Genomic DNA, 22,872 nt, shown 5'->3' on the forward strand with positions numbered 1-22,872 from the left:
AAAAAAGACTGTAGGCAAACTCGAAATTTTCGAGTTTGTCTACAGTCTGTAGCCTAAGTAAATACTTAGGCTTTTTTAATTTCAAAATTTCTCTTAACGTAACAACTTTTCGAAATAGTCGATTAGTCTAAAAATTTTCAAAATTTTATTAAAGTAGAAAAATTCAATCTTTACGATGTTGTAAACGATTACAACGAGAATATAATTTCTAAATTATAAAAATTGTTAGAAAAATTCAGTTGACTAAAGTATTTTCTTGTACTATGATGACAACAATTTAAAAAAATTATTAATCTTTAAAACAACATTCTTTCAGTTTCATATAAACCTATGCATTGTAAGAGTGTTAGTGAAGCTAATAGTTTTTTACAACTAAATAAATTATGAAATATTAATAATATGAAAATGTGGGGCGTATCAATTATGAGAAGTGATATGATTAAATTAGGAGTTGATCGTGCTCCTCACCGTAGTCTTTTATATGCTACCGGAAAAGTAAAAGCAAAAGATTTAGGAAAACCATTTATCGGTGTTTGTAACTCTTATATCGATATAATTCCGGGTCATGTTCATTTACAAGATTTTGCAAAAGTAGTAAAAGAGGCAATTATCGAAGCAGGTGGAATTCCATTTGAGTTCAACACTATCGGTGTAGATGATGGAATTGCAATGGGGCATATTGGTATGCGTTATTCATTACCAAGCCGTGAGTTAATTGCAGACTCTGCTGAGACTGTTATAAATGCACATTGGTTTGACGGAGTATTTTATATTCCAAACTGTGATAAGATTACGCCAGGTATGCTAATGGCAGCTGTTCGTACAAATGTACCTTCAGTATTTGTATCAGGTGGACCTATGGAAGCTGGAGTTTCATCAACTGGAAAACAACTTTCATTAACTTCAGTTTTTGAAGGAGTTGGTGCACACAAAGCTGGAACAATGTCACAAGAAGAACTATTAGACATTGAAAACAATGCATGTCCAACATGTGGATCTTGTTCTGGAATGTTCACTGCAAACTCGATGAACTGTTTAATGGAAATGTTAGGTGTAGCACTTCCTGGTAATGGAACAATTGTTGCTACTAGTGAAAAACGTAAAGAATTAATTCGTGAAGCTGCAAAACAGTTAATTCGTATGATTAATGAGGATGTTAAACCTCGAGATATCATTACGAAAGAAGCGATTGATGATGCATTTGCTCTAGATATGGCAATGGGTGGTTCAACAAACACAGTACTTCACACATTAGCTATTGCAAATGAAGCGGGAATTGAGTATAACTTAGAAGATATAAACAAAGTTGCTGAGCGTGTTCCTTACTTAGCAAAAATTATGCCAGCATCAGACTTCTCTATGGATGATATAAATAAAGCTGGCGGTGTAGAGGCAATTATTAATGAATTAACTAAAATCCCTGGAGCTATTCACCCTGATCGAATTACGATTACTGGTAAAACTATGGGGGAATTAGTAAAAGATCACCACATTACAAATGAAGAAGTGATTCGTACAAAAGATAATCCATATAGTCCTGTAGGCGGTTTATCTGTACTATTCGGTAACATTGCACCAGAAGGTTCTGTTATTAAAGTTGGAGCAGTCGATTCATCTATTAAAACATTTACTGGAGAAGCAATTGTTTTCGAATCACAAGATGAAGCTCAAGAAGCAATTGATGCTGGTATCGTTCGTGAAGGCCATGTAGTTGTTATTCGCTATGAAGGTCCAAAAGGTGGGCCAGGAATGCCGGAAATGCTTGCACCAACATCAGCTATTATGGGCCGTGGTTTAGGTACAAAAGTAGCATTAATTACAGACGGTAGATTTAGTGGTGCTTCCCGAGGAATTTCAATTGGTCATATTTCTCCAGAAGCAGCAGAAGGTGGACCGATTGCATTAATCGAAAATGGCGATATAATTGAAATTGATTTACCAAATCGAACAATTAATCTTCAAGTTTCACAGGAAGAACTTGACGAACGCCGTAAAAACTTACAACCATTCGAACCAAAAATTAAAACTGGTTGGTTAGCAAGATATTCGAAACTAGTTACAAATGCCTCTAAAGGCGGAATAATGAAAATTTAGTTTAACTTTATATATATAATCGATGATGAGGTTAAAGGTTATAGAGACTTGTATCTACCAGAGAGCTGGGATTGCTGGAACCCGGCGATACAACTATAACCGACATCCCCTCGGAGTGAGCTATTAAACGTGGTAACACAATTAGATAGCTCCGGGCAAATTTCGAAAAGCTCGTTATTAATGAATAGTGTATTCATCTTGTTGCACACTGAATTGTCGGATTTTTTAAAACATTCAGTGGAGATGAATAATTTCCCGCTATTCACGAGGTAGCTTATTTAGCTATAAACAAGGGTGGTACCATGGAAGTCTATTTCATCCCTACGTAAAGGTTTTATTTTGCGTGGGAGAAAAAGACTTCTTTTTTTATTAATTTGAATAGGAGGATAATGTTATGACTACTAACACTTCATCAAGTGTAAACATAGAAGCCAATCAAACAACAACACAGATTGAAGAAGAAACATTTAAACCGAAAAATGGATCTGATTTACTGGTTCATGCTCTAAAAGAGCAAGGTGTAGATATTGTATTTGGATACCCAGGTGGTGCAGTCCTTAATGTATATGATGCTCTTTATAAAAACCCAATTCGACATATTTTAACAAGACATGAACAAGGTGCTATCCACGCTGCAGAAGGTTATGCACGTGTATTAAATAAACCAGGTGTGGTAATAGCAACTTCTGGTCCAGGAGCTACAAATCTTGTTACTGGAATTACGGATGCAATGATTGACTCAATTCCTTTGGTTATTTTCACAGGTCAAGTTGCAACTAGTGTTATCGGATCAGATGCATTCCAAGAAGCGGACATTATAGGTATTACAACACCTATTACTAAACACAATTATCAAGTTCAAGATATTAATGATCTTCCACGTATCATTAAAGAAGCTTTCCATATAGCAAATACCGGAAGAAAGGGACCAGTACTAATCGATTTCCCTAAAAATATTTCGGCAGACATATTTGATGAAGCAAACGTTTTTGGAAAAGATGAGCCAATCTACTTACCTGGCTATCAACCAAATACAAAACCTAATTATTTACAAATACAAAAAGCAGCTCAAGCAATCACTGAAGCAAAAAAACCATTAGTATTAGCTGGTGCTGGCGTACTATTCGCAGACGCACGTAGTGAATTAACTGAATTTGTCGAAAAGTACAAATTACCTGTCGTTAATACATTACTAGGCTTAGGAAGCATTCACGGTAATCACGAGTTAAACTTCGGTATGGCTGGTATGCACGGTGCTGCGGTTGCAAACGATGCAATTCAAAAATGTGATTTGTTAATTAATATTGGGGCACGATTTGATGACCGTTTAACTGGCGACACGAAACGTTTCGCACCAAAAGCAACAATTATACACATTGATATTGACCCTGCTGAAATCGGTAAAAACATTCCTACAGATATTCCTATCGTAGCGGATGCGAAAGAAGCGATTAAAGCATTAATCAATAAAGATATCCAATCCCCAGACAATGGAGAATGGTTAGATTATCTAAATCAAAAACAAAACGATTTCCCTTATTGGTATGTTGAAGATGAAAATGAAATTTTACCTCAACAAATTATTGAAATGGTTCATTCCATTACTGGCGGGGATGCAGTCGTTACAACAGATGTTGGCCAACATCAAATGTGGGCAGCACAATATTACAAACTAAACAACGATCATTGTTGGGTAACTTCTGGTGGTTTAGGAACTATGGGATTCGGCTTCCCTGCAGCCATAGGAGCACAATTTGCAAAACCAAATAAAAAAGTTGTAGCAATCGTTGGTGATGCTGGATTCCAAATGACTAATCAGGAACTAGCATTACTAAAAGAATATAATTTACCAGTCAAAGTGGTCATTATTAATAATGCAGCACTTGGAATGGTTCGTCAGTGGCAAGAGCTATTTTATGATGGTCGTTATTCACAATCTTTAATGCCTGTACAACCTGACTTTGTAAAACTAGCAGATGCATTTGACGTAAAAGGATACCGTATTACAACGATTGATGAAGCTGGGGCAATTTTAGAAGAAGCTTTAAATTCAAATGAACCTGCTGTTATTGATGCAAGAGTGAAACAACTAGAAAATGTATATCCAATGGTTCCTGCTGGCAAGTCACTTGATGATATTGTAGGGGTGAAAAGAATATGAGAAGAGTCATAACCGTATCAGTTTTAAACCAAAGTGGAGTTCTGAACCGTGTAACAGGTTTGCTAATGAAACGTCAATTCAACATTGAATCCATTACAGTTGGGCACTCAGAACAACCGAACATTTCAAAAATGACATTTGTCGTAAATATTAGCGATGAAGTTAAGCTAGAACAAATGATCAAACAATTATCAAAGCAAATTGATGTAATAAAAGTAAATGATATTACTGATAAATCAATTGTTCTACGTGAATTAGCTCTAGTAAAAGTAGTATCACCAGCTAATTTAAGAACTGAAATAAATGCAATTGTCGAGCCATTCAGACCACAAATTATTGACACTTCTAAAAATGTTGTGACATATCAAGTAGTCGGACATCCGGATAAAATTGACGCATTTATTGAACTAATTCGTCCATATGGAATTAAAGAATTAACTAGAACTGGTGTAACGGCTTCTGTCCGTGAAACTCAACCTGTTGAAACACTGCAACTTTCTATTCTAAAGTAAGTAATTAAAATTCTGTAATTCTTACAAAGATAGTTAGTATATAAAGCTACGATAAGAAAATTATCGTACGTATCTAAAACATTTAACAATTATTAGGGGGAAATTCAAATGACAAAAATGTATTATCAAAACGAAATCAACGAAGAAGTATTAAAAGGTAAAAAAATCGCTATTATCGGTTATGGTTCACAAGGTCATGCACATGCACAAAATTTAAAAGAGTCAGGTTTCGATGTAGTAGTTGGTGTTCGTCCAGGTAAATCTTTCGATCAAGCAAAAGAAGATGGTTTAGCAGTAAAAACTGTTGCAGAAGCTGCAGCTGATGCTGACATCATCCAAATTTTACTTCCAGACGAAAGACAAAAAGCAGTTTATGAAGCAGAAATCGCTCCAAATCTACAACCAGGAAACGCTTTAATGTTTGCACACGGTTTTAACATTCACTTCGGCCAAATCGTACCACCTGCTGATGTTGACGTATTCTTAGTAGCTCCAAAGGGTCCTGGTCACTTAGTTCGCCGTACTTATGTTCAAGGTGCTGGAGTTCCTGCATTATTCGCTATTTACCAAGATGCAACTGGTGAAGCTCGCGATCTAGCATTAGCTTACGGTAAAGGAATCGGATCAGCTCGTGCTGGTATGCTTGAAACAACATTTAAAGAAGAAACAGAAACTGATTTATTCGGTGAGCAAGCAGTTCTTTGCGGTGGTACTACACAATTAGTTAAATATGGTTTCGAAACATTAGTTGAAGCTGGTTACCAACCAGAACTTGCTTACTTTGAAACTTTACACGAATTAAAGTTAATCGTTGACTTAATGTACGAAGGCGGTATGGCAACAATGCGTTACTCTATCTCTGATACTGCTGAGTGGGGAGACTATGTTTCAGGTCCACGTATCATTGATGAATCAGTGAAAGCTCGTATGAAAGATGTTTTAACTGACATTCAAAATGGGACATTCGCTAAAGATTGGATCAATGAAAATGAAACGAATCGTCCACGTTATACAGAGTACAAAAAAGCAGGTGCTGAACATCAAATTGAAGAAGTTGGCGCAAAATTACGTGAAATGATGCCATTCATCAACGATGGTAAAAAGAAGGTAGTGGTTAAGTAATGCGGAAGATAGATATTTTTGATACGACACTACGTGATGGTGAACAGTCAGCTGGTATTAACTTAAATACTGCAGAAAAAATTGAAATTGCCCGACAATTAGAACGTTTAGGTGTAACTATCATTGAAGCAGGTTTTCCTGCTTCAAGCCCTGGCGATTTAGATGCAGTTCAAAAAATCGCGAGTACGGTTAAAAATTCTATTGTTACAGGTTTAGCTCGATGTGTTCAAAGTGATATAGATGCAGCTTGGGAAGCATTAAAAGGTGCAGAACAGCCTCATGTACACGTATTTTTAGCAACAAGTCCAATTCATATGGAATACAAATTAAAGAAGTCACCTGACCAAGTAGTAGAGCAAGCAATTGAAGCAGTTAAATACGCTAAAAAATTCTTCCCTCTAGTAGAATGGTCAGCTGAAGACGGATTCCGTTCAGATCGTGATTTTTTAGTTCGTATTATTGAACAAGTGATTCAAGCAGGTGCTACAACAATTAACGTTCCAGATACAGTAGGATATGCTTCGCCACAAGAATACGGAGAATTATTTAGATTCTTACGCGAAAATGTTCGTGGTGCAGATAGAGTGAAATTCTCTGCTCATTGCCATGACGACTTAGGTATGGCAGTTGCAAATTCTATTGCTGCTATGGAAAACGGAGCAGATCAAATTGAATGTACAATCAACGGGATTGGTGAACGTGCTGGTAATGCAGCATTAGAAGAAATTGCGGTTGCACTTCACATTCGGAATGATTTTTATCCGGTTGAAACAGGCATTAACTTAAAAGAAATCAAACGTACTTCTCAATTAGTAAGTCGTTTAACAGGCTCTCTAATTCAACCTAACAAAGCAGTTGTTGGTAAAAATGCATTCGCACACGAATCTGGTATACATCAAGATGGTGTTTTAAAACATAAAGAAACATATGAAATCATTTCACCTGCATTAATTGGTGAAGGGGAAGTACCTTTAGTTTTAGGTAAGCACTCAGGTCGAGCTGCATTTAGAGATCGTGCGGTAAAAATGGGATACGAATTATCTGATGAAAAACTAAACAAAGCGTTCCAAGAATTTAAAAAATTAGCGGATCGTAAAAAAGAAATAACAGAAGATGATTTAATAACTTTATTAACAGAACAACAAGTTTCAATTGAAGATATTGCTTTATTTGAATTAAAGAGTGTTCAAGTTTCTTATGGAACAGATAACATTCCGACAGCAACTGCTTCAGTAATTACTCCAGATGGTGATTTAAAAACAATTGCAGCAACTGGTGCAGGGTCTGTTGAAGCAATTTTCAATACATTAGAACAATTGGTAAATTCAAAAGTGAATGTTCTTGATTTCCAAGTAAAATCTGTCAGCAAAGGGCGAGATGCTTTAGCTGATGCAGTAGTAAATGTACGTATTAATGGAGCAATTACAACTGGCCGTGATTCATCACAGGACGTACTTGAAGCGACTGCTAACGCGTTCATTGATGCAATTAACCGTAATATTATTCATGAAAATATTAGACAAAAACAAACAGCTCAAGTGTAATAAATTTATCCTCTTATATAATTTTACGCCATCAAATAAAAATTGTTTGATGGCGTTTCTAAAAAATTATGAATTAAAGTGAAAAAATGGATTAATAGTTTGCGATTTCGCTCTTCAATTACTTGAAAGAAAGGTGTTTTACAATGGAAAAGAAAATTACTGTTTTACCTGGCGATGGAATTGGTCCTGAAGTAGTTGCTTCAGCTGTTAGAGTTTTACAAGCAATCGGTAAACGTTATAACCATGAGTTTCAATTACAATATGCAGAAATTGGTGGTGCTGCGATTGACCAATATAACAATCCACTTCCAGACAAAACGATTGCTATGTGCGAAGAAAGTGATGCAATTTTATTAGGCGCTGTTGGTGGTCCAAAATGGGATAACAATCCACCTGAATTACGACCAGAAAAAGGATTGCTTAATATTAGAAAAACCTTCGATTTATTCTCAAACCTTCGCCCAGTAAAAGCATTTCCTAGTTTACTAGATGCATCTCCATTGAAACGCGAAGTAGCTGAAAACGTAGACTTAATGATTGTTCGTGAATTAACAGGTGGTATTTATTTTGGAGAAAAACATCGCGACCTAGATCAGGCAAGCGATTTAAATATATATTCTCGTGCGGAAATTGAACGTATTGTCGACAATGCTTTTGAATTGGCACGATTACGTAGAGGAAAACTTTGCTCAGTCGATAAAGCAAACGTATTGGAAACGTCAAGATTATGGCGTGAAGTAGTTGAAGAAAAGAAAGAACAATACCCTGATGTTGAAGTTGAGCATAATTTAGTTGATTCAGTAGCTATGAAACTTATTACAAATCCTGGCCACTATGATGTTGTAGTAACAGATAATATGTTTGGTGACATTTTAAGTGATGAAGCTTCTGTTATCACAGGCTCACTAGGGGTATTACCATCTGCCTCTATCAGAAGTGATAACTTTGGATTGTATGAACCAGTACACGGGTCGGCACCTGACATCGCAGGTCAAGGTAAAGCAAATCCAGCTGCGACAATTCTCTCAGTAGCTATGATGTTACGTTATTCATTTGCATTGTTAAATGAAGCAGCAGAAATCGAACGTGCCGTAAGTGCTGTATTTGAGGATGGTTACTTTACTGCAGATCTTGCAAAAGGTGATTCTCGTGCACTTACAACAGATGAGTGGACAGATCGAGTGATAGCTGAGATTGATACAAATTTTGTTGCAGATAGTATTGTTGAATCTTATATATAAAGGATTGGTGAAGAATGATGGCAAAAAATATTATTGAAAAAATTTGGGATACACACGTTGTTCATCAAGAAGATGGAAAACCGGATTTACTTTATATCGATCTTCATTTAATTCATGAAGTTACATCTCCACAAGCTTTTGAAGGGTTACGATTAGCTGGTCGTAAAGTACGTCGCCCAGACCTATGCTTTGCAACAATGGATCATAACGTCCCAACAAAAAATCTGCCTACAATTAATGACCCTATAGCAAAAAAACAGATTACAACTCTAGCTGAAAATGCTAAAGAGTTTGGTATCCAACTAGCTGATATCGGTCACCCTGATCAAGGGATTGTTCACGTTATCGGCCCAGAATTAGGGCTAACACAACCAGGTAAAACAATCGTTTGCGGGGACTCACATACATCTACTCATGGTGCATTTGGTGCATTGGCATTTGGTATTGGTACATCTGAAGTGGAGCATGTATTATCTACACAAACATTATGGCAAAACAAACCAAAAACAATGGAAATTCGCGTAAATGGTAAACTCGGAGTAGGAGTTGCAGCAAAAGATATCATTTTAGCAATCATTGCAAAATGGGGAATTGGTGTGGGTACTGGCCACATCGTAGAGTTTACAGGGGAAGCTATTCGATCACTATCAATGGAAGAACGTATGACAATCTGTAATATGTCAATTGAAGCTGGAGCTAAAGCTGGTTTAATCTCTCCAGATGAAAAAACAGTTGAATTTTTACGCGGTCGTCGTCACGCACCAAAAGAATTTCAATTCGAAGAAGCAGCTGAGTACTGGTTAAATCTTGCTTCTGATCAAGGTTCTACATATGATATAGTTCTTGAAATCAATGCAGATGAAATCGAACCAATCGTAACTTGGGGAACAAATCCATCGATGGGAACTGGGGTTTCAAAAACAGTTCCTACCTCAGCTGATTATGAATCAGAAACAGATAAACATGCACTAAGAAAAGCGCTTGAATATATGGGTCTAGAAGAAGGTCAATCAATTGAATCAATTGAAATCCAACATGTATTTATCGGTTCATGTACTAACTCACGAATTTCTGACTTACGAACTGCCGCAAGTATTATAGAAGGTAAAAAAATTCACCCAGGAGTTCGTGGAATTGTCGTACCAGGTTCATGGTCTACTAAAAAAGCAGCTGAAGAAGAAGGTTTACATAAAATCTTCTTAGATGCAGGTTTTGAATGGCGTGAATCAGGATGCTCAGCTTGTCTTGGTATGAACGAAGATACAATTCCTTCTGGTGAACGTTGTGCATCTACATCTAACCGTAACTTTGAAGGACGTCAAGGGGCAGGAGCACGCACACACTTAGTAAGCCCAGCAATGGCAGCTGCAGCAGCCATTGAAGGACATTTTGTGGATGTACGTAAATACGTAAAACAAGCACAAGAGGTTTAATTAGAAGGGTGGTATATATATGGAACCTATTAATCAAGTAACTAGTGTTATAACTCCATTAGATCGTAAAAACGTTGACACTGACCAAATCATTTCAAAAGAATTTTTAAAACGCATTGAACGTACTGGATTCGGACGTTTCCTATTCCATCACTGGCGTTTTGACGAACAAGGAAATGAAATTCCTGACTTCGTTTTAAATAAACCTGAATTTAAAGGATCTCAAATCCTTGTTGCACAAGATAATTTCGGCTGTGGTTCTTCACGTGAACATGCACCATGGGCAATTTTAGACTACGGATTTCGTGTTGTAGTTGCGCCAAGCTTTGCTGATATTTTCCATAATAACTGCTTTAAAAATGGGATCTTACCAATTAAACTAACAGAAACTGAATGTGATGAAATCCTTTCAAAAGGATTAGCAAATCCATATTCAGTAGACGTAAGCTTAGAAGAACAGACTGTAACTGGTGAAGACGGTAAAGTATATAGCTTCAATATCGACCCTTACTATAAAGAAATGCTTCTAAACGGTTGGGACGAAATTGCATTAACGTTTAAATATGATGAAAAAATTGCTGAATATGAAGCAAAACGAATTGCTTACTAAATAAGAAAAGAGTTGTTCCCATTGACAGGAACAACTCTTTTTTCATACTTCATTTTATGATTTCGGCTGTTTCAAGATTTCCAATCCGCTTTTCTTTTAACTCCGGATGTGCCATTTCCAGTACCGAACGTCTTAGGAATACTAAAACGATCATAATTAGTGTAATACTAGAAACAATTAAAATATATTGTGCTGGAACTAGATCATATAAAACTCCAAATATTAATGTACCTAGAGGCATCATACCCATAGCCATCATTTCGAGAATTCCAAAAATACGTCCTCGATAATTTTCATCCACCTCTTTTTGCAATAACACACCGATTGGCGTATTCGTTAAAACTCCAAGACTACCAAATAAAAACATCACCATAAAGAAATATACAAAGTTTACTCCGCTTGAAAATGAAACTACTAAGGGAATTGCAATGACACTAACTAAAGCAGACATTCCTAAAATGGATCGTTTTGAAAATAATAAAGGAAATTTTACATTTGAACGAGCTGCAAAATAAATAGAAAAGACTAACATTCCAATTGCAGCACCTGCCTCTACAAACCCAATTAATGTATATTCCATTTTTAACTTCTCGACTAAAATAAACTGAATCCCAACATTGACAGATGTAAAGAACATATTTAACAGTAACAATACCCAAAGTAAACTTGAAATCACTTGCTTTGTTTTTAAATATGCAAAACCTTCTTTAAAACTACTAATCATACTTTCTTGTTTTTGTTCCTGACCTTGTTCTTTAGAGTACAGTCTAAAATTCATTGTAGATTCTAATAAAAAGGCAATTACGTATGCAACAATATTAATAACTAAGAACAGTTCAATCGATAAAAAGCCAAATAACATTCCACCTACGATTGGACCTCCAATACCCGCTATTGAAAGTGATAATTGGTTAAATGACATAGCTTTTTGTATACGATCTTCATCGACTAAATTTGCAACAGACGCAGTGAAGGCAATTCCAGTAAATGTACTGCAAATTGAATAAAAGACTGTTGTAACATAAATAGCAGGTATTGATAAACCGAATATCAAACTGTAAACAAGTAATCCTGTGATTATTAATGCTGTACCAGCTTGCCCAGTTAACACAATTGCTTTTCTTGAAAAGCGATCGACAATAATACCTGCGATTGGCGATAAAATAGTGCGAGGTAGAATACTAAATATTAAATTTGCTGCAAAACTAAAAGCAGAACCAGTAATCGATAAAATAAACATACTCATTCCAAAAGAATAGACATTGGCACCTAGAGAGGAAATCATTTTACTAATTAAAAACGTGTACAAATGATACGTTGCTTTTTTAAGTTTAATTGACTCATTCATCCAATCCACCTCAAATGTTTAATTTAATTAAACTTATAATATTCCATAATTTTAAAAAAGGCAACTAAAATGTTTAATAAAATTAAACAAATTGGCAATCCTTAAGTTAAAAGTGATATACTTATGTTTAATCACATTAAATTCCTTCATAATGTTATATTAGATATATGTTTTTTAAATAGAGGTGTTTGTATGAGTGAATTAGGAAGCCGCATAAAAAAAATAAGGAAAGAAAAGAAAATGACACTCGCAGAACTAGCGGGAGAGCGTTTATCAAAAGGGATGTTAAGCCTCATCGAAAATGGGAAGGCACAGCCTTCAATGGAAAGTTTACATTATATAGCAGAGCAGTTAAATGTCGAAGTTTCGCTATTATTGAATGACAGTAAAATTGAAGAAGTACGAGCACTATTACTAGAAGTTGAAGAAGAATATAGTAATATTAGAAAAAAGTCACTAAATCTTAGTGGGAATCCTGATATAGTACAAATATTGGAGAAAATTGAAAGTGTTCAAGACCATTTATTTGGAAACAATTATGAAGAAATACGCCTTTTAGACTTAAAAATACGATTAACTTTATTTATTAATGAAAATGAGTTTCATTCAGAAGAAATGTATAAAGTTATCGATTTATATGAAAAAATCCATGCTTATAGTCGAATGGTGAACTGTTATACATTTTTATCGACCTATGCCTTTACTCAAAAAGACTATATTATTGCACTTCAATTTATGCAACAAGCAGAAACTAGAATTGAACCATTTGTACACTTAGTCGATCATTTATCAAAATTAGATATGCATTATTTATTAACAGTTTTGTATGCAGCAGTTGATAATGTTTCCAAAACTGAAAAACATTTAAAAATAGCATTAGAAATTTCCCAAAGTAACAAAATTTATTATCGTTTGGATGACTTTTATCGTTTTATGTTAGTTCAATCAATGGGACGTCATGATTTAGAGAAAAGTGAGTACTATATTACAAAACTAAAGCTACATGCAGAGTTTACTGAAGACTTTATATCTCAATATACTACTCTTTGTTGTGAAGCATTTTATTCGAATTTGATTGAAAAAGATTATCAAAAGACTATTCGAATAGCAAAAAAAGCTAAGGAGTTTATTCTCCAGCATTCAGAAGTCCTAACTTACTTATTAGATTATATCGTTGCAGAAGAAATATATGCTCTGTGGGCATTAGGTCTATACAATGAGGCAATTGACAAGAGTCAAAACTTTAAAGTCTCAACAACTGTCCATCATCCTTATGATATTGCAACAATGTATAAGTGTTTTGCAGTAAGGGCACTTTGTTATGAAGAACTAGGGGATAAGGAAGCAGCAAAACGAGATATATTGTATGCATCAAATGGTGTAAATGGTTTCCCTAAAACAATTGATAAATCATTTATTGATGAAGCTTATAAAAAAATCATTTATTAAAAAAGAAGTGTGATGCATTATCACACTTCTTTTTTTTATAATATTACCACGGCATGTGACCCAAGGGATTCATAAGTACTAAAGAATACTTTTTCATCAATCGTTTCATATCCGACAAGTGGGTTCATAACTGTAACTTTACCATCAGCATATCCAGTTACAACTACAGCGTGCAAATTCATAAAAATAGGGTGTTTTTTATTAGTATCTTCAATAATCCAATGACCAAATGTTCTTGCTTTTTTCCAGTCAATCGTAGTCCAAGCTAATACTGGAACACCTGAATTAACGTAGGATAATAATTCTTCCCTAGAAACATTACTTAAATTTAACGCTTTAAAATTACTATTATTTTCAAATAAGACTTGATTAGCTACTTCAATTATTGGTTCTGCAAACACATAATAACCATCATATTTTTTACTAGGATCACCTGCGTATGCAATATTTGGATCAGGCCCATAAAGTTTTTTATCTTTTACTGTCACTGGGGAAGTAGGCAAATACTCTTTTGTTAATGTCATTTTATCAATTTCAATTCCATAATAATTTAAAATTGCTGTCAGTGAAGTAATTTCACATCCATTAGGAAGTTCAGGGTTTTGCTTCACGACGGGTACTGCTAGGTTATCTGAATTTGCATTAAACGTTTCAATTGTTAAGGTTGGATGATCAGGATTAAATACGATAGTATCTCTTGTTTGTTCTGATAATTCACCAGTTACTTCAATTTTATAGATGACAACCTCATAAGGTTGATCTGGTTCTACCATATTAAAAATTGCTTTTCCTTCGCTATTCACAGTGGTTGTCGCAATTTTTTCACCACTTTCAAAGTCAAAAAGAGCAACTGATACATTTTTCACGTTGTTTTTACTTGAAAATTCTACTGTATGAATCGTTAAAGAATCTTTAACGTCTAATTCATTAGTGGACATCTGCTTACTGAACACCTTTTGAGATTCATTATTTATCGTATGTTCTTTTGAGCTACAACCAAAAAGAATGACAATGCAAGTAAAAGGTAATAATAATTTTTGTATGAAATTAATGTTACCCGTCATTTGAAAATGCACATCCTAACACAAGATACTTTGTCAGACATATTGTCTACATTCTTTAAAAAAATATACGAATTCTTCTATTAAATCCTAGATACTATTAGTGTAATACTTTTGACTGCTAGAATGATAGTAAAAACCAAAAAGAAAAATAAACCTGCTTAGAAGAATACTCCTAAGCAGGTACTAGTTACTTTACAGTTCCACTTTCAAATTTGGATTCTTGATAATACATATTTTTTACTAAAACATTAGGTCCTAGACATTTTACAGCAGGACAATGGCAATTTAAAGATTTTGCTAAATCACTTTCTAACCATTTTTTGAAAATTATTGGTAAAGAGTCTGTTTGCACATTTCCAAGAGCAGGAGTATCACCAAAATCAGTGACAATAACATCTCCAGTAAAAATATTTATATTCAAGCGAGATCTACCATCTGGATCATTACGTAGTGTTACATTTTTTGCTTCACGCAAACGCTTTAATAGAGACTGATCTTCTTCATTCTGATTGCAAGGATAGAAGGGAAGTGTACCAAATAACATCCACGTATTTTCCTCACGAATATCAAGTAGGTGATGAATTGCAGCACGGATTTCCTCAAGCGATAGGGAAGAAAGCTGAGATGCAAAATCAGATGGGTACATCGGGTGAATTTCATGTCTTGCACACTTCATCTCATGAACAATTTGATGGTGAATATGCTCCATATATGGAAGTGTATTTTTATTTAACATCGTTTCAGCTGAGACCATAACACCTTGTTCTGACAACATCCGTGAATTTTCAATCATACGATTAAAAAGTGCAGCACGCTGATCAAATGTAGGTTTTTTTTCCATCATTGCAAATCCGGTTTCGACAAATTCCTCAACTGTTCCCCAATTGTGTGAAATATGTAATACATCTAAATAAGGCGCAATTTCTAAATATCGTTCTCCATCAAGGGTTAAGTTGGAATTCATTTGTGTACGAACCCCACGGCCGTGTGCATATTTTAATATTGGCTTTACATAATTTTGAACCGATTTCTTACTTAACATTGGTTCTCCACCAGTAATACTTAGCGACCGTAAATGGGGGATCTCGTCAAGTCGTTTTATTAGAAGCTCTAATGGAAGGGCAGTCGGATCTTTTGTTTGTAATGTATACCCAACAGCACAATGAGCACATCTCATATTACATAAATTTGTTGTCGTAAACTCAACATTAGAAAGAGTTAGCTTCCCATGTTGTTCAATATCCATATATGCTTCCCATGGGTCATATAGAGGTGTCATCTTTTCTAACGTATTCATACTTTTCAATACTTCCTTTCTTAGAAAACCATTACTAGTCACCTAGTCTTTTGGTGTTTAGCCTAGTTGCTCTTATACAGAATAGAAAGATTATACTTCCTAAACTGTCAAAAATTTATTTTCTCATAGTTTCCTATTTTCGAAAACTAAAAATAACATCATTAGAATCAATTTATTCGAATTTGATAGAGAAATTACGAATCTTAATATTCATAATTTTATTATGTAAACTAAATAGTGGAAATGAAATGGATCATAACTAAATTATGAATCCACTTCATCTAAGGTAGTCGTAATAAAACTATTATTTTCGCTATAGAAAACCTCACCTAATTTATTTTCAATAATTGTTTTCTTTAGTTTAATTTTTGAGTAGTTCATCGCTTGAACATTATAGCGATATTTATCATTCCGAATTATACTATCCGATACATAGATTGCAGAGCGATTTTGAGCCAATAAATCAGACTGGTGACCATCAGACATTTGTACTCCATCCAAATCGACTGTTGATTCATAATCGATTGAAATTTGTGTTTTTAAATGCTTTGCAATATAACTATCACGAATAAATACCTCGCTATGATTTTGAATTAATAAACCATTTCTTTTTCCTTCTGATAATTCACTGTTATGAATAATTAAAGAACTATCATTCACTACAATTTGCGCAAGGGCATGATGACTAATATGACTATTGATGAAATTTGAAACAGAGTTTCGTGTTAGCTTAATCCCGTAGGAACCGCCTTCATATATTTGACAATGCTCAAATACGGCTGTTGAATGATCGCTAATTTCAATTTGAACTTGATCACAATTATAAAATTTGCTATCAAATATAAAAATTTCACTCTTATTTACAGCAAAAATACTTTTACCATTAAATAACTCACTTTGAGACATAGTTACAATAACGTTCATTTTACAAGCAAGATGAGGCATTAGATTGTCATAGAACTTTGAATATTCAATATCAACAGTTGCTTTTTCTATTGCCAATATCCCATTTCCGTTATTCTCCATAACTTCGCATTCGTATACATTTAATTGTGCATCAATTACAGTAAAAGCAGAATTTTCGTGCTTAGAAATTTCACTTTTTACAAGGGATGCGTTTGCTTTCTTATCAACAAATATTCCTATATAATAACCTTCTTTAATAATGCACTGATACATAGAACTTATTGATTGGTCGGTAATATATACTTGTGATAGTTTATGGTATTTAATAATGGTTTCATTAAAATTAGCAACAGATTCTTCTTTTAGCTTTACACCAATCCCATCTCCAGAATGTATGTGGCATTGTTCTACGTTTGCACACGATTTGTTCGATAGGAGCAAATTTTCTTTTGGATGATGCGATATTTCACAATAAGTTAAAGTAGCTTCTGTAAAATCCGTGAGATAAATTCCAGATTCTTTTCCATGTTGAATCATACAATGATGACTACTAAATCTACTTTCCTCTATCCAAATTTGTGGTAACTTATGATAACGTAATGTACTACTAGAAAGAGTAATCTCAGCTTGATTACACCCATAAATTCCATTTCCATTCCCATGTTCTAGTATACTTCCAAAATCCTCAATAATTGAGTGGTCAACAATGAGTTGAGTGCCAGTATGCTGGTGAAAATGGTTTTTGTCTGAATATAGTTTTGAATCGTCTTTTAACCAAATACCGTGTTTTGCATTTGTAAATTCACATCGTTCTATAATTGCTTCAGATTGTTGGATGAGTATTTGCATTTTCCCATTTGAATGAAAAATACAGTTTTTAATATAGGCTTTCGAACCATTCATTAAAGCAACTGCTACTTCTCTAGCATTTCTTAACTCGCAATTTTCTAGATGTATGATGCCTTCATTAACTGTTACTAACGCTTCTGTTTTAGCCCCAATGAGGCGGCAATTTTCTAGTTTCAAATTTCCCTCCACAAAAATTTGCGAAGTAGGGGAGATCGTTACATTTTGGAGTGTGACTTGAACAGTTTTTGGAATGATGAAAATACCTTCCATTACAGTTTCTTCTTCACCGTTAGCTGATATTAAGACATCTTTATCGAACTGAATAGATTCTCTATATACTTTAGGTGATAACTTGATTTGATCACCTTTTCTTGATTTTCGAATGGCACGTCTCATTGTTTTCATGTTTGAAAAAAACGCTGAAAACAGTTTCTTGATGCCCATGTAATTCCTCCTTCACGGTATTTCTGGGTGATATTTATATTTTTACTAAATTAACCAAGATTTAATCCTTTTAACGAACAATAATTTCTAATTAATAATTATGTTTGGAAAATGTTCCAATGGTCTGACTTTTAAAAAATTTATGCTACTTGAACTTATGCAACATAGTCAGCTCGAAAGAACGCATGTGCTTAGAAGTTTCGTCACAAAAATTGGAATGAAATAGAGGAGAAATTGATACTATTTGTAGGTTTAAAAAAGATTACGTCATATTAATAATTGCTATTTTTACATATTTAATTAGCCAATAAAGATTGGTAGGGGTAAAATGAAAATGATTGTACACATAACTTAAGGGGGACAACATGAAAACTACTCTCGAAAAAGTACTACTGATGGATGAACACGATAGAAAAGAATTAATGTCTTCTCAAGGAGATTTACTTTTGGAACAAATGACGGAATACATTGGTTTTCCTGAAGATGAGCTACGCGATAAACTAAATTATCGATTATTTATTGAGCTTGTATCGAGCAATTTAATTTCAAAAGAACAATTAGAACAGTTAACCTTAAAATTAGCGAGTGAAAGTTATTTGTATGGTTCAATTGGAGAAAAGGATACAGACACAGTTTTTTTACGTTCATTTTCTGCATTGTGGCTTTCAACTCTATTACATATAGATGCCCAAATTCATTTCCTATCCGATACCCAAGCTTCTACTGTACTCAATTATTGTTCTACCTATTTAATTAAAGAAAAAGACGTTCGAGGATTTTTAGGTACGAAAGGGTGGGCCCATGCTATGTCAAATGGTGCCGATTTAATCACTTCGATTGTTTCACACCCTGCTTTTGAGCTTAAAATTACAGCAAAGATACTTGAAGGTATAAAGGATTGTTTTTGGAAGGGTACAGTATTCATTGATGATGAGGAAGAACGCTTTTCCAACATTATTGAAAAGTTGATTTCAAAAGATATTCCGGAACAGCTTTTAATTGAGTGGGTAGAACAAGTTTTTGATAAATTACAATTTTACTTAATGGCAAATGGGTATACTCCACAATATTTTGCTGCTCGAACTAATACGCTTCATTTTATGAAAAACTTATATTTTGTATTAAAATTCACTAGAAAAGCACCTGAGTTACAAGGGGTAGTTTCTATATTTATTGGCAAATGGATGAAAAGTTAATCTAGATATACTAAGTTAAGTAGGTGGAAACTTGAGAAAAGGCCCATATAGAATTACGTTATTAGCACTGGCATTGATTGCCATTGCCTTTTTAGTAAATCAATATTTTATCCAATTTACTGGCAACGGTAAAAAAACACCCGAAGAAGCCTTACCGACTGATAGTCAGTATGAATGGATTGATGGTCCAAAAACAGAAAATGAACAACGATTTTTCTTTCTATCAAATAAAAAATACTTTGGGACTAGCGTTGTAACGAAAAACTTAAAGGGTTGGAGCGCACACGAAAGAGTAAGTGCTTCTCTACCCAATCCATTAGAAGAAAATAAAGTTACCCAAGCTTTTTCAGATCAAAAAATCATATACGGTCTGGTTAAACTTAGTGGGGAAGTTAAAGTTGATGTAAACGGTGTAACTGCTGAATTAATAGACTTAAATAGTCTGTCAGAAGATGTACTTTCAATATATAATGTTAATGATTATTCTATTTGGTATGTGCAGTTTTCACATTTAGAAAATCATGAAAATTTTACAATAAAATTAATAAATTCTAATAACGAAACAATCAGTGAACTATCCATCTAACTCAATGGTGGCAATTGTTTTTCTTAAATATGTCAATTATTACTCGCTTTTATAAAAAAATGAGTCATAAAATTATCTTATTACAAAAGATAATTTTAATGTAATTTACTTATGAATTCAATTATTGTATGATGAACATTGAAGAAAAGACGTTCTATTAAGCCTTTTCAATTAGAAAATTAGGGGGAGTACAAATGGCAAGCAATTTACACAACAGCCGTTCTTCATTTGAAGTAAAAGGTAAAACGTATAACTACTACCGTTTAACTGCAATTGAAGAAGCTGGGATCGCAAACGTATCACGCCTTCCATACTCAATTAAAGTATTACTAGAATCAGTTTTACGCCAATATGACAACTATGTAATTAAAGAAGAACACATTAATAATTTAGCGAAATTTGGTAATGGAGCAGATCCAGAAGGTGAAGTACCATTCAAACCATCTCGTGTAGTATTACAAGACTTTACTGGGGTTCCAGTTGTAGTTGACTTAGCTTCATTACGTTCAGCTATGAAAGAGTTAGGTGGAGACCCGAACAAAATCAATCCATCAATTCCTGTTGACCTTGTAATTGACCACTCTGTACAAGTTGACAAATACGGTAATGCATCTGCATTACAAGCGAACATGGATTTAGAATTCGAACGTAACGCAGAACGTTATAACTTCTTAAAATGGGCTCAAACAGCTTATGATAACTTCCGTGCAGTACCACCTGCAACTGGTATCGTTCACCAAGTTAACTTAGAGTATTTAGCTCCTGTAGTTCACGTTCAAGAAAATGCTGATGGCACTTTTGAAACATTCCCAGACTCAGTAGTAGGTACTGACTCACATACAACAATGATCAATGGTCTTGGTGTATTAGGATGGGGTGTTGGTGGTATTGAAGCAGAAGCTGGTATGTTAGGTCAAGCTTCATACTTCACTATTCCTGAAGTTATCGGTGTTAAATTAACTGGTGAACTTCCAAACGGTGCTACTGCTACAGACTTAGCGTTAAAAGTAACTCAAGTATTACGTAAACGCGGCGTAGTAGGCAAATTCGTAGAATTCTTCGGTCCTGGGGTATCTAAATTACCATTAGCAGACCGTGCAACTATTTCAAACATGGCTCCAGAATATGGTGCTACTTGTGGTTTCTTCGCAATCGATGAAGAATCATTAAACTATATGCGTTTAACAGGTCGTGACGAAGAACATATCGAAGTAGTAGAAAACTACTTAAAAGCTAATAGCTTATTCTTCGATCCAACATTAGAACCTGTTTACACAGACGTATTAGAAATTAAATTAGAGGAAATTGAACCAAACCTTTCTGGTCCAAAACGTCCACAAGATTTAATTCCACTTTCAGATATGAAAGCTCGTTACCATGAAGCAGTTACTGCTCCAATGGGTGTACAAGGTTTCGGTTTAACTGAAGATGAATTCTCTAAAACATCTACTATTAAATTTGCTGATGGCGATGTAGAAATGCCAACAGGTGCTGTAGCAATCGCTGCTATTACATCTTGTACAAATACATCTAACCCATACGTTCTTTTAGCTGCTGGTTTAGTTGCTAAAAAAGCAGTAGAAAAAGGTATTCAACCACCTGCTTGGGTTAAAACATCATTAGCACCAGGATCTAAAGTAGTAACTGGTTACTTACAAGATTCAGGTTTACAAGACTACCTAGACCAAATCGGTTTCAATACTGTAGGTTATGGTTGTACAACATGTATCGGTAACTCAGGTCCATTACTTCCTGAAATTGAAGATGCAATTAAAGACAAAGACTTATTCGTAACTTCAGTTCTTTCTGGTAACCGTAACTTCGAAGGTCGTGTTCACCCATTAGTAAAAGCTAACTACTTAGCATCACCTCCATTAGTTGTTGCTTATGCATTAGCTGGAACTGTAGATATTGACTTACAAAAAGATTCTTTAGGTAAAGACAAAGATGGAAACGATGTATTCTTTGCTGACATCTGGCCTTCAACTGAAGAAGTAAACGAAGTTTTAAATAGAGTAGTAACTCGCGAACTATTCCAAAAAGAATACGAAACTGTATTTACTGCTAACGAAAAATGGAATGCAATTGAAACATCAACTGATTCTTTATACACATTTGATGATAAATCAACTTACATTCAAAACCCACCATTCTTCACTGGTCTTTCTAAAGAGCCAGAAGCAATTCAAGGTCTTGAAGGATTACGTGTAATCGCTAAGTTTGGTGACTCAATTACAACTGACCATATTTCTCCAGCTGGTGCAATCGGTAAAGATACACCTGCAGGTAAATATTTACAAGAAAACGGTGTTGCAATCCGTGACTTCAACTCTTATGGTTCTCGTCGTGGTAACCACGAAGTTATGATGCGTGGTACATTTGCTAACATCCGTATCCGTAACCAAGTTGCTCCTGGTACAGAAGGTGGATTTACTACTTACTGGCCAACAGGTGATGTAGAGTACATTTACGATGCAGCTATGAAATACCAAGCAGACGGTACTGGTTTAGTAGTATTAGCTGGTAACGACTACGGTATGGGATCTTCTCGTGACTGGGCAGCAAAAGGAACTTTCTTATTAGGAATTAAAACAGTTATCGCACAAAGCTATGAGCGTATCCACCGTTCAAACCTTGTTATGATGGGTGTATTACCACTTCAATTCATGCCAGGTGAGTCTGCAGATTCATTAGGATTAACTGGTAAAGAAGAAATCTCTGTTAACTTAACAGACGATGTAAAACCACGTGACATCTTAACTGTAACTGCTAAAGCTGAAGATGGAACTGTAAAAACATTCCAAGCTCTTGCTCGTTTCGATTCAGAAGTAGATGTAGATTACTATCGTCATGGTGGTATCTTACAAATGGTTCTTCGTCAAAAAGCAGCTGAGTAATAATATAAAGAACTACGATAAAAAGGTAAATTTCTCTATTTGAGAAATTTACCTTTTTTGCATTGTAAATTTCCACTACGAACAATACAATGAAAATATAAAGAAATTAATAGAATAAT

16 protein-coding genes are annotated in these 22,872 nt (G+C 34.6%); 12 read left to right on the forward strand and 4 right to left on the reverse strand.

What is annotated here, in order from left to right; all coding sequences use genetic code 11:
• The first annotated feature begins 423 nt into the window (after window positions 1-423).
• From ilvD to leuD, 8 genes are all read left to right on the forward strand, one after another.
• Complete coding sequence (gene ilvD / locus CD29_RS08550; protein WP_036185408.1) at window positions 424-2,094, forward strand: dihydroxy-acid dehydratase; 1,671 nt, start codon at window positions 424-426, stop codon at window positions 2,092-2,094.
• Window positions 2,095-2,488: 394 nt separating this feature from the next.
• The gene (ilvB, locus tag CD29_RS08555; protein ID WP_036185409.1) at window positions 2,489-4,255 is read left to right on the forward strand and encodes a biosynthetic-type acetolactate synthase large subunit; all 1,767 of its coding nucleotides are present in this window, start codon (window positions 2,489-2,491) and stop codon (window positions 4,253-4,255) included.
• Window positions 4,252-4,767: an acetolactate synthase small subunit gene (gene ilvN / locus CD29_RS08560; RefSeq protein WP_036185410.1), complete on the forward strand. Its 516-nt coding sequence runs from the start codon at window positions 4,252-4,254 to the stop codon at window positions 4,765-4,767. Before ilvB ends, ilvN begins: the two co-directional genes overlap by 4 nt.
• A 108-nt stretch (window positions 4,768-4,875) precedes the next feature.
• Window positions 4,876-5,889, forward strand: a complete 1,014-nt coding sequence (gene ilvC, locus CD29_RS08565; protein ID WP_036185411.1) for a ketol-acid reductoisomerase — start codon at window positions 4,876-4,878, stop codon at window positions 5,887-5,889.
• Entirely contained in the window at window positions 5,889-7,433 is a 1,545-nt protein-coding gene (locus CD29_RS08570) for a 2-isopropylmalate synthase (RefSeq protein ID WP_036185412.1), read from the forward strand. Before ilvC ends, CD29_RS08570 begins: the two co-directional genes overlap by 1 nt.
• Before the next feature lie 143 nt (window positions 7,434-7,576).
• Entirely contained in the window at window positions 7,577-8,674 is a 1,098-nt protein-coding gene (gene leuB, locus CD29_RS08575) for a 3-isopropylmalate dehydrogenase (RefSeq protein ID WP_036185413.1), read from the forward strand.
• Window positions 8,675-8,691: 17 nt separating this feature from the next.
• Complete coding sequence (gene leuC, locus CD29_RS08580; protein WP_036185414.1) at window positions 8,692-10,107, forward strand: 3-isopropylmalate dehydratase large subunit; 1,416 nt, start codon at window positions 8,692-8,694, stop codon at window positions 10,105-10,107.
• Window positions 10,108-10,126: 19 nt separating this feature from the next.
• Window positions 10,127-10,717, forward strand: a complete 591-nt coding sequence (gene leuD / locus CD29_RS08585) for a 3-isopropylmalate dehydratase small subunit (protein WP_036185415.1) — start codon at window positions 10,127-10,129, stop codon at window positions 10,715-10,717.
• 49 nt (window positions 10,718-10,766) lie between these two features.
• On the opposite strand, the gene CD29_RS08590 is transcribed toward leuD, so the two are convergent.
• A complete protein-coding gene (locus CD29_RS08590) occupies window positions 10,767-12,065 on the reverse strand; it encodes an MFS transporter (RefSeq protein ID WP_036185417.1) in 1,299 nt (432 codons plus the stop codon).
• Window positions 12,066-12,257: 192 nt separating this feature from the next.
• On the opposite strand from CD29_RS08590, the gene CD29_RS08595 reads away from it, so the two are divergent.
• The gene (locus tag CD29_RS08595) at window positions 12,258-13,514 is read left to right on the forward strand and encodes a helix-turn-helix domain-containing protein (RefSeq protein WP_036185419.1); all 1,257 of its coding nucleotides are present in this window, start codon (window positions 12,258-12,260) and stop codon (window positions 13,512-13,514) included.
• A 35-nt stretch (window positions 13,515-13,549) separates the two neighbouring features.
• Here the strand turns inward: CD29_RS08595 and CD29_RS08600 are convergent, their stop codons facing one another.
• From CD29_RS08600 to CD29_RS08610, 3 genes are all read right to left on the reverse strand, one after another.
• Window positions 13,550-14,578 carry a C39 family peptidase gene (locus tag CD29_RS08600; protein WP_036185423.1) on the reverse strand — a complete coding sequence of 343 codons (1,029 nt, stop codon included), beginning with the start codon at window positions 14,576-14,578 and terminating at the stop codon, window positions 13,550-13,552.
• A gap of 187 nt (window positions 14,579-14,765) precedes the next feature.
• A complete protein-coding gene (yfkAB, locus tag CD29_RS08605) occupies window positions 14,766-15,875 on the reverse strand; it encodes a radical SAM/CxCxxxxC motif protein YfkAB (RefSeq protein ID WP_036185425.1) in 1,110 nt (369 codons plus the stop codon).
• A gap of 264 nt (window positions 15,876-16,139) precedes the next feature.
• Complete coding sequence (locus tag CD29_RS08610; RefSeq protein WP_036185427.1) at window positions 16,140-18,074, reverse strand: right-handed parallel beta-helix repeat-containing protein; 1,935 nt, start codon at window positions 18,072-18,074, stop codon at window positions 16,140-16,142.
• Between the two features lie 365 nt (window positions 18,075-18,439).
• Between CD29_RS08610 and CD29_RS08615 the strand changes: the two genes are divergently transcribed.
• The 3 genes from CD29_RS08615 to acnA all read left to right on the forward strand — a co-directional run bounded on the left by CD29_RS08615 (window position 18,440) and on the right by acnA (window position 22,753).
• Window positions 18,440-19,270: a DUF2785 domain-containing protein gene (locus CD29_RS08615; protein ID WP_036185430.1), complete on the forward strand. Its 831-nt coding sequence runs from the start codon at window positions 18,440-18,442 to the stop codon at window positions 19,268-19,270.
• Between the two features lie 31 nt (window positions 19,271-19,301).
• A complete protein-coding gene (locus CD29_RS08620) occupies window positions 19,302-19,856 on the forward strand; it encodes a hypothetical protein (RefSeq protein WP_036185434.1) in 555 nt (184 codons plus the stop codon).
• A 194-nt stretch (window positions 19,857-20,050) separates the two neighbouring features.
• Complete coding sequence (acnA, locus tag CD29_RS08625; protein ID WP_036185437.1) at window positions 20,051-22,753, forward strand: aconitate hydratase AcnA; 2,703 nt, start codon at window positions 20,051-20,053, stop codon at window positions 22,751-22,753.
• The last annotated feature ends 119 nt before the right edge of the window (window positions 22,754-22,872 follow it).

The organism is Ureibacillus manganicus DSM 26584 (genome assembly GCF_000772945.1).
GTDB classification, from domain to species: Bacteria; Bacillota; Bacilli; order Bacillales_A; family Planococcaceae; genus Ureibacillus; species Ureibacillus manganicus.

Bases quoted from the DNA above. Each gene is read 5' to 3' on its own strand.
- ilvD (WP_036185408.1), top strand. From the start codon at position 424: ATGAGAAGTGATATGATTAAATTAGGAGTTGATCGTGCTCCTCACCGT.
- ilvB (WP_036185409.1), top strand. From the start codon at position 2,489: ATGACTACTAACACTTCATCAAGTGTAAACATAGAAGCCAATCAAACA.
- ilvN (WP_036185410.1), top strand. From the start codon at position 4,252: ATGAGAAGAGTCATAACCGTATCAGTTTTAAACCAAAGTGGAGTTCTG.
- ilvC (WP_036185411.1), top strand. From the start codon at position 4,876: ATGACAAAAATGTATTATCAAAACGAAATCAACGAAGAAGTATTAAAA.
- CD29_RS08570 (WP_036185412.1), top strand. From the start codon at position 5,889: ATGCGGAAGATAGATATTTTTGATACGACACTACGTGATGGTGAACAG.
- leuB (WP_036185413.1), top strand. From the start codon at position 7,577: ATGGAAAAGAAAATTACTGTTTTACCTGGCGATGGAATTGGTCCTGAA.
- leuC (WP_036185414.1), top strand. From the start codon at position 8,692: ATGGCAAAAAATATTATTGAAAAAATTTGGGATACACACGTTGTTCAT.
- leuD (WP_036185415.1), top strand. From the start codon at position 10,127: ATGGAACCTATTAATCAAGTAACTAGTGTTATAACTCCATTAGATCGT.
- CD29_RS08590 (WP_036185417.1), bottom strand. From the start codon at position 12,065: ATGAATGAGTCAATTAAACTTAAAAAAGCAACGTATCATTTGTACACG.
- CD29_RS08595 (WP_036185419.1), top strand. From the start codon at position 12,258: ATGAGTGAATTAGGAAGCCGCATAAAAAAAATAAGGAAAGAAAAGAAA.
- CD29_RS08600 (WP_036185423.1), bottom strand. From the start codon at position 14,578: ATGACGGGTAACATTAATTTCATACAAAAATTATTATTACCTTTTACT.
- yfkAB (WP_036185425.1), bottom strand. From the start codon at position 15,875: ATGAATACGTTAGAAAAGATGACACCTCTATATGACCCATGGGAAGCA.
- CD29_RS08610 (WP_036185427.1), bottom strand. From the start codon at position 18,074: ATGGGCATCAAGAAACTGTTTTCAGCGTTTTTTTCAAACATGAAAACA.
- CD29_RS08615 (WP_036185430.1), top strand. From the start codon at position 18,440: ATGAAAACTACTCTCGAAAAAGTACTACTGATGGATGAACACGATAGA.
- acnA (WP_036185437.1), top strand. From the start codon at position 20,051: ATGGCAAGCAATTTACACAACAGCCGTTCTTCATTTGAAGTAAAAGGT.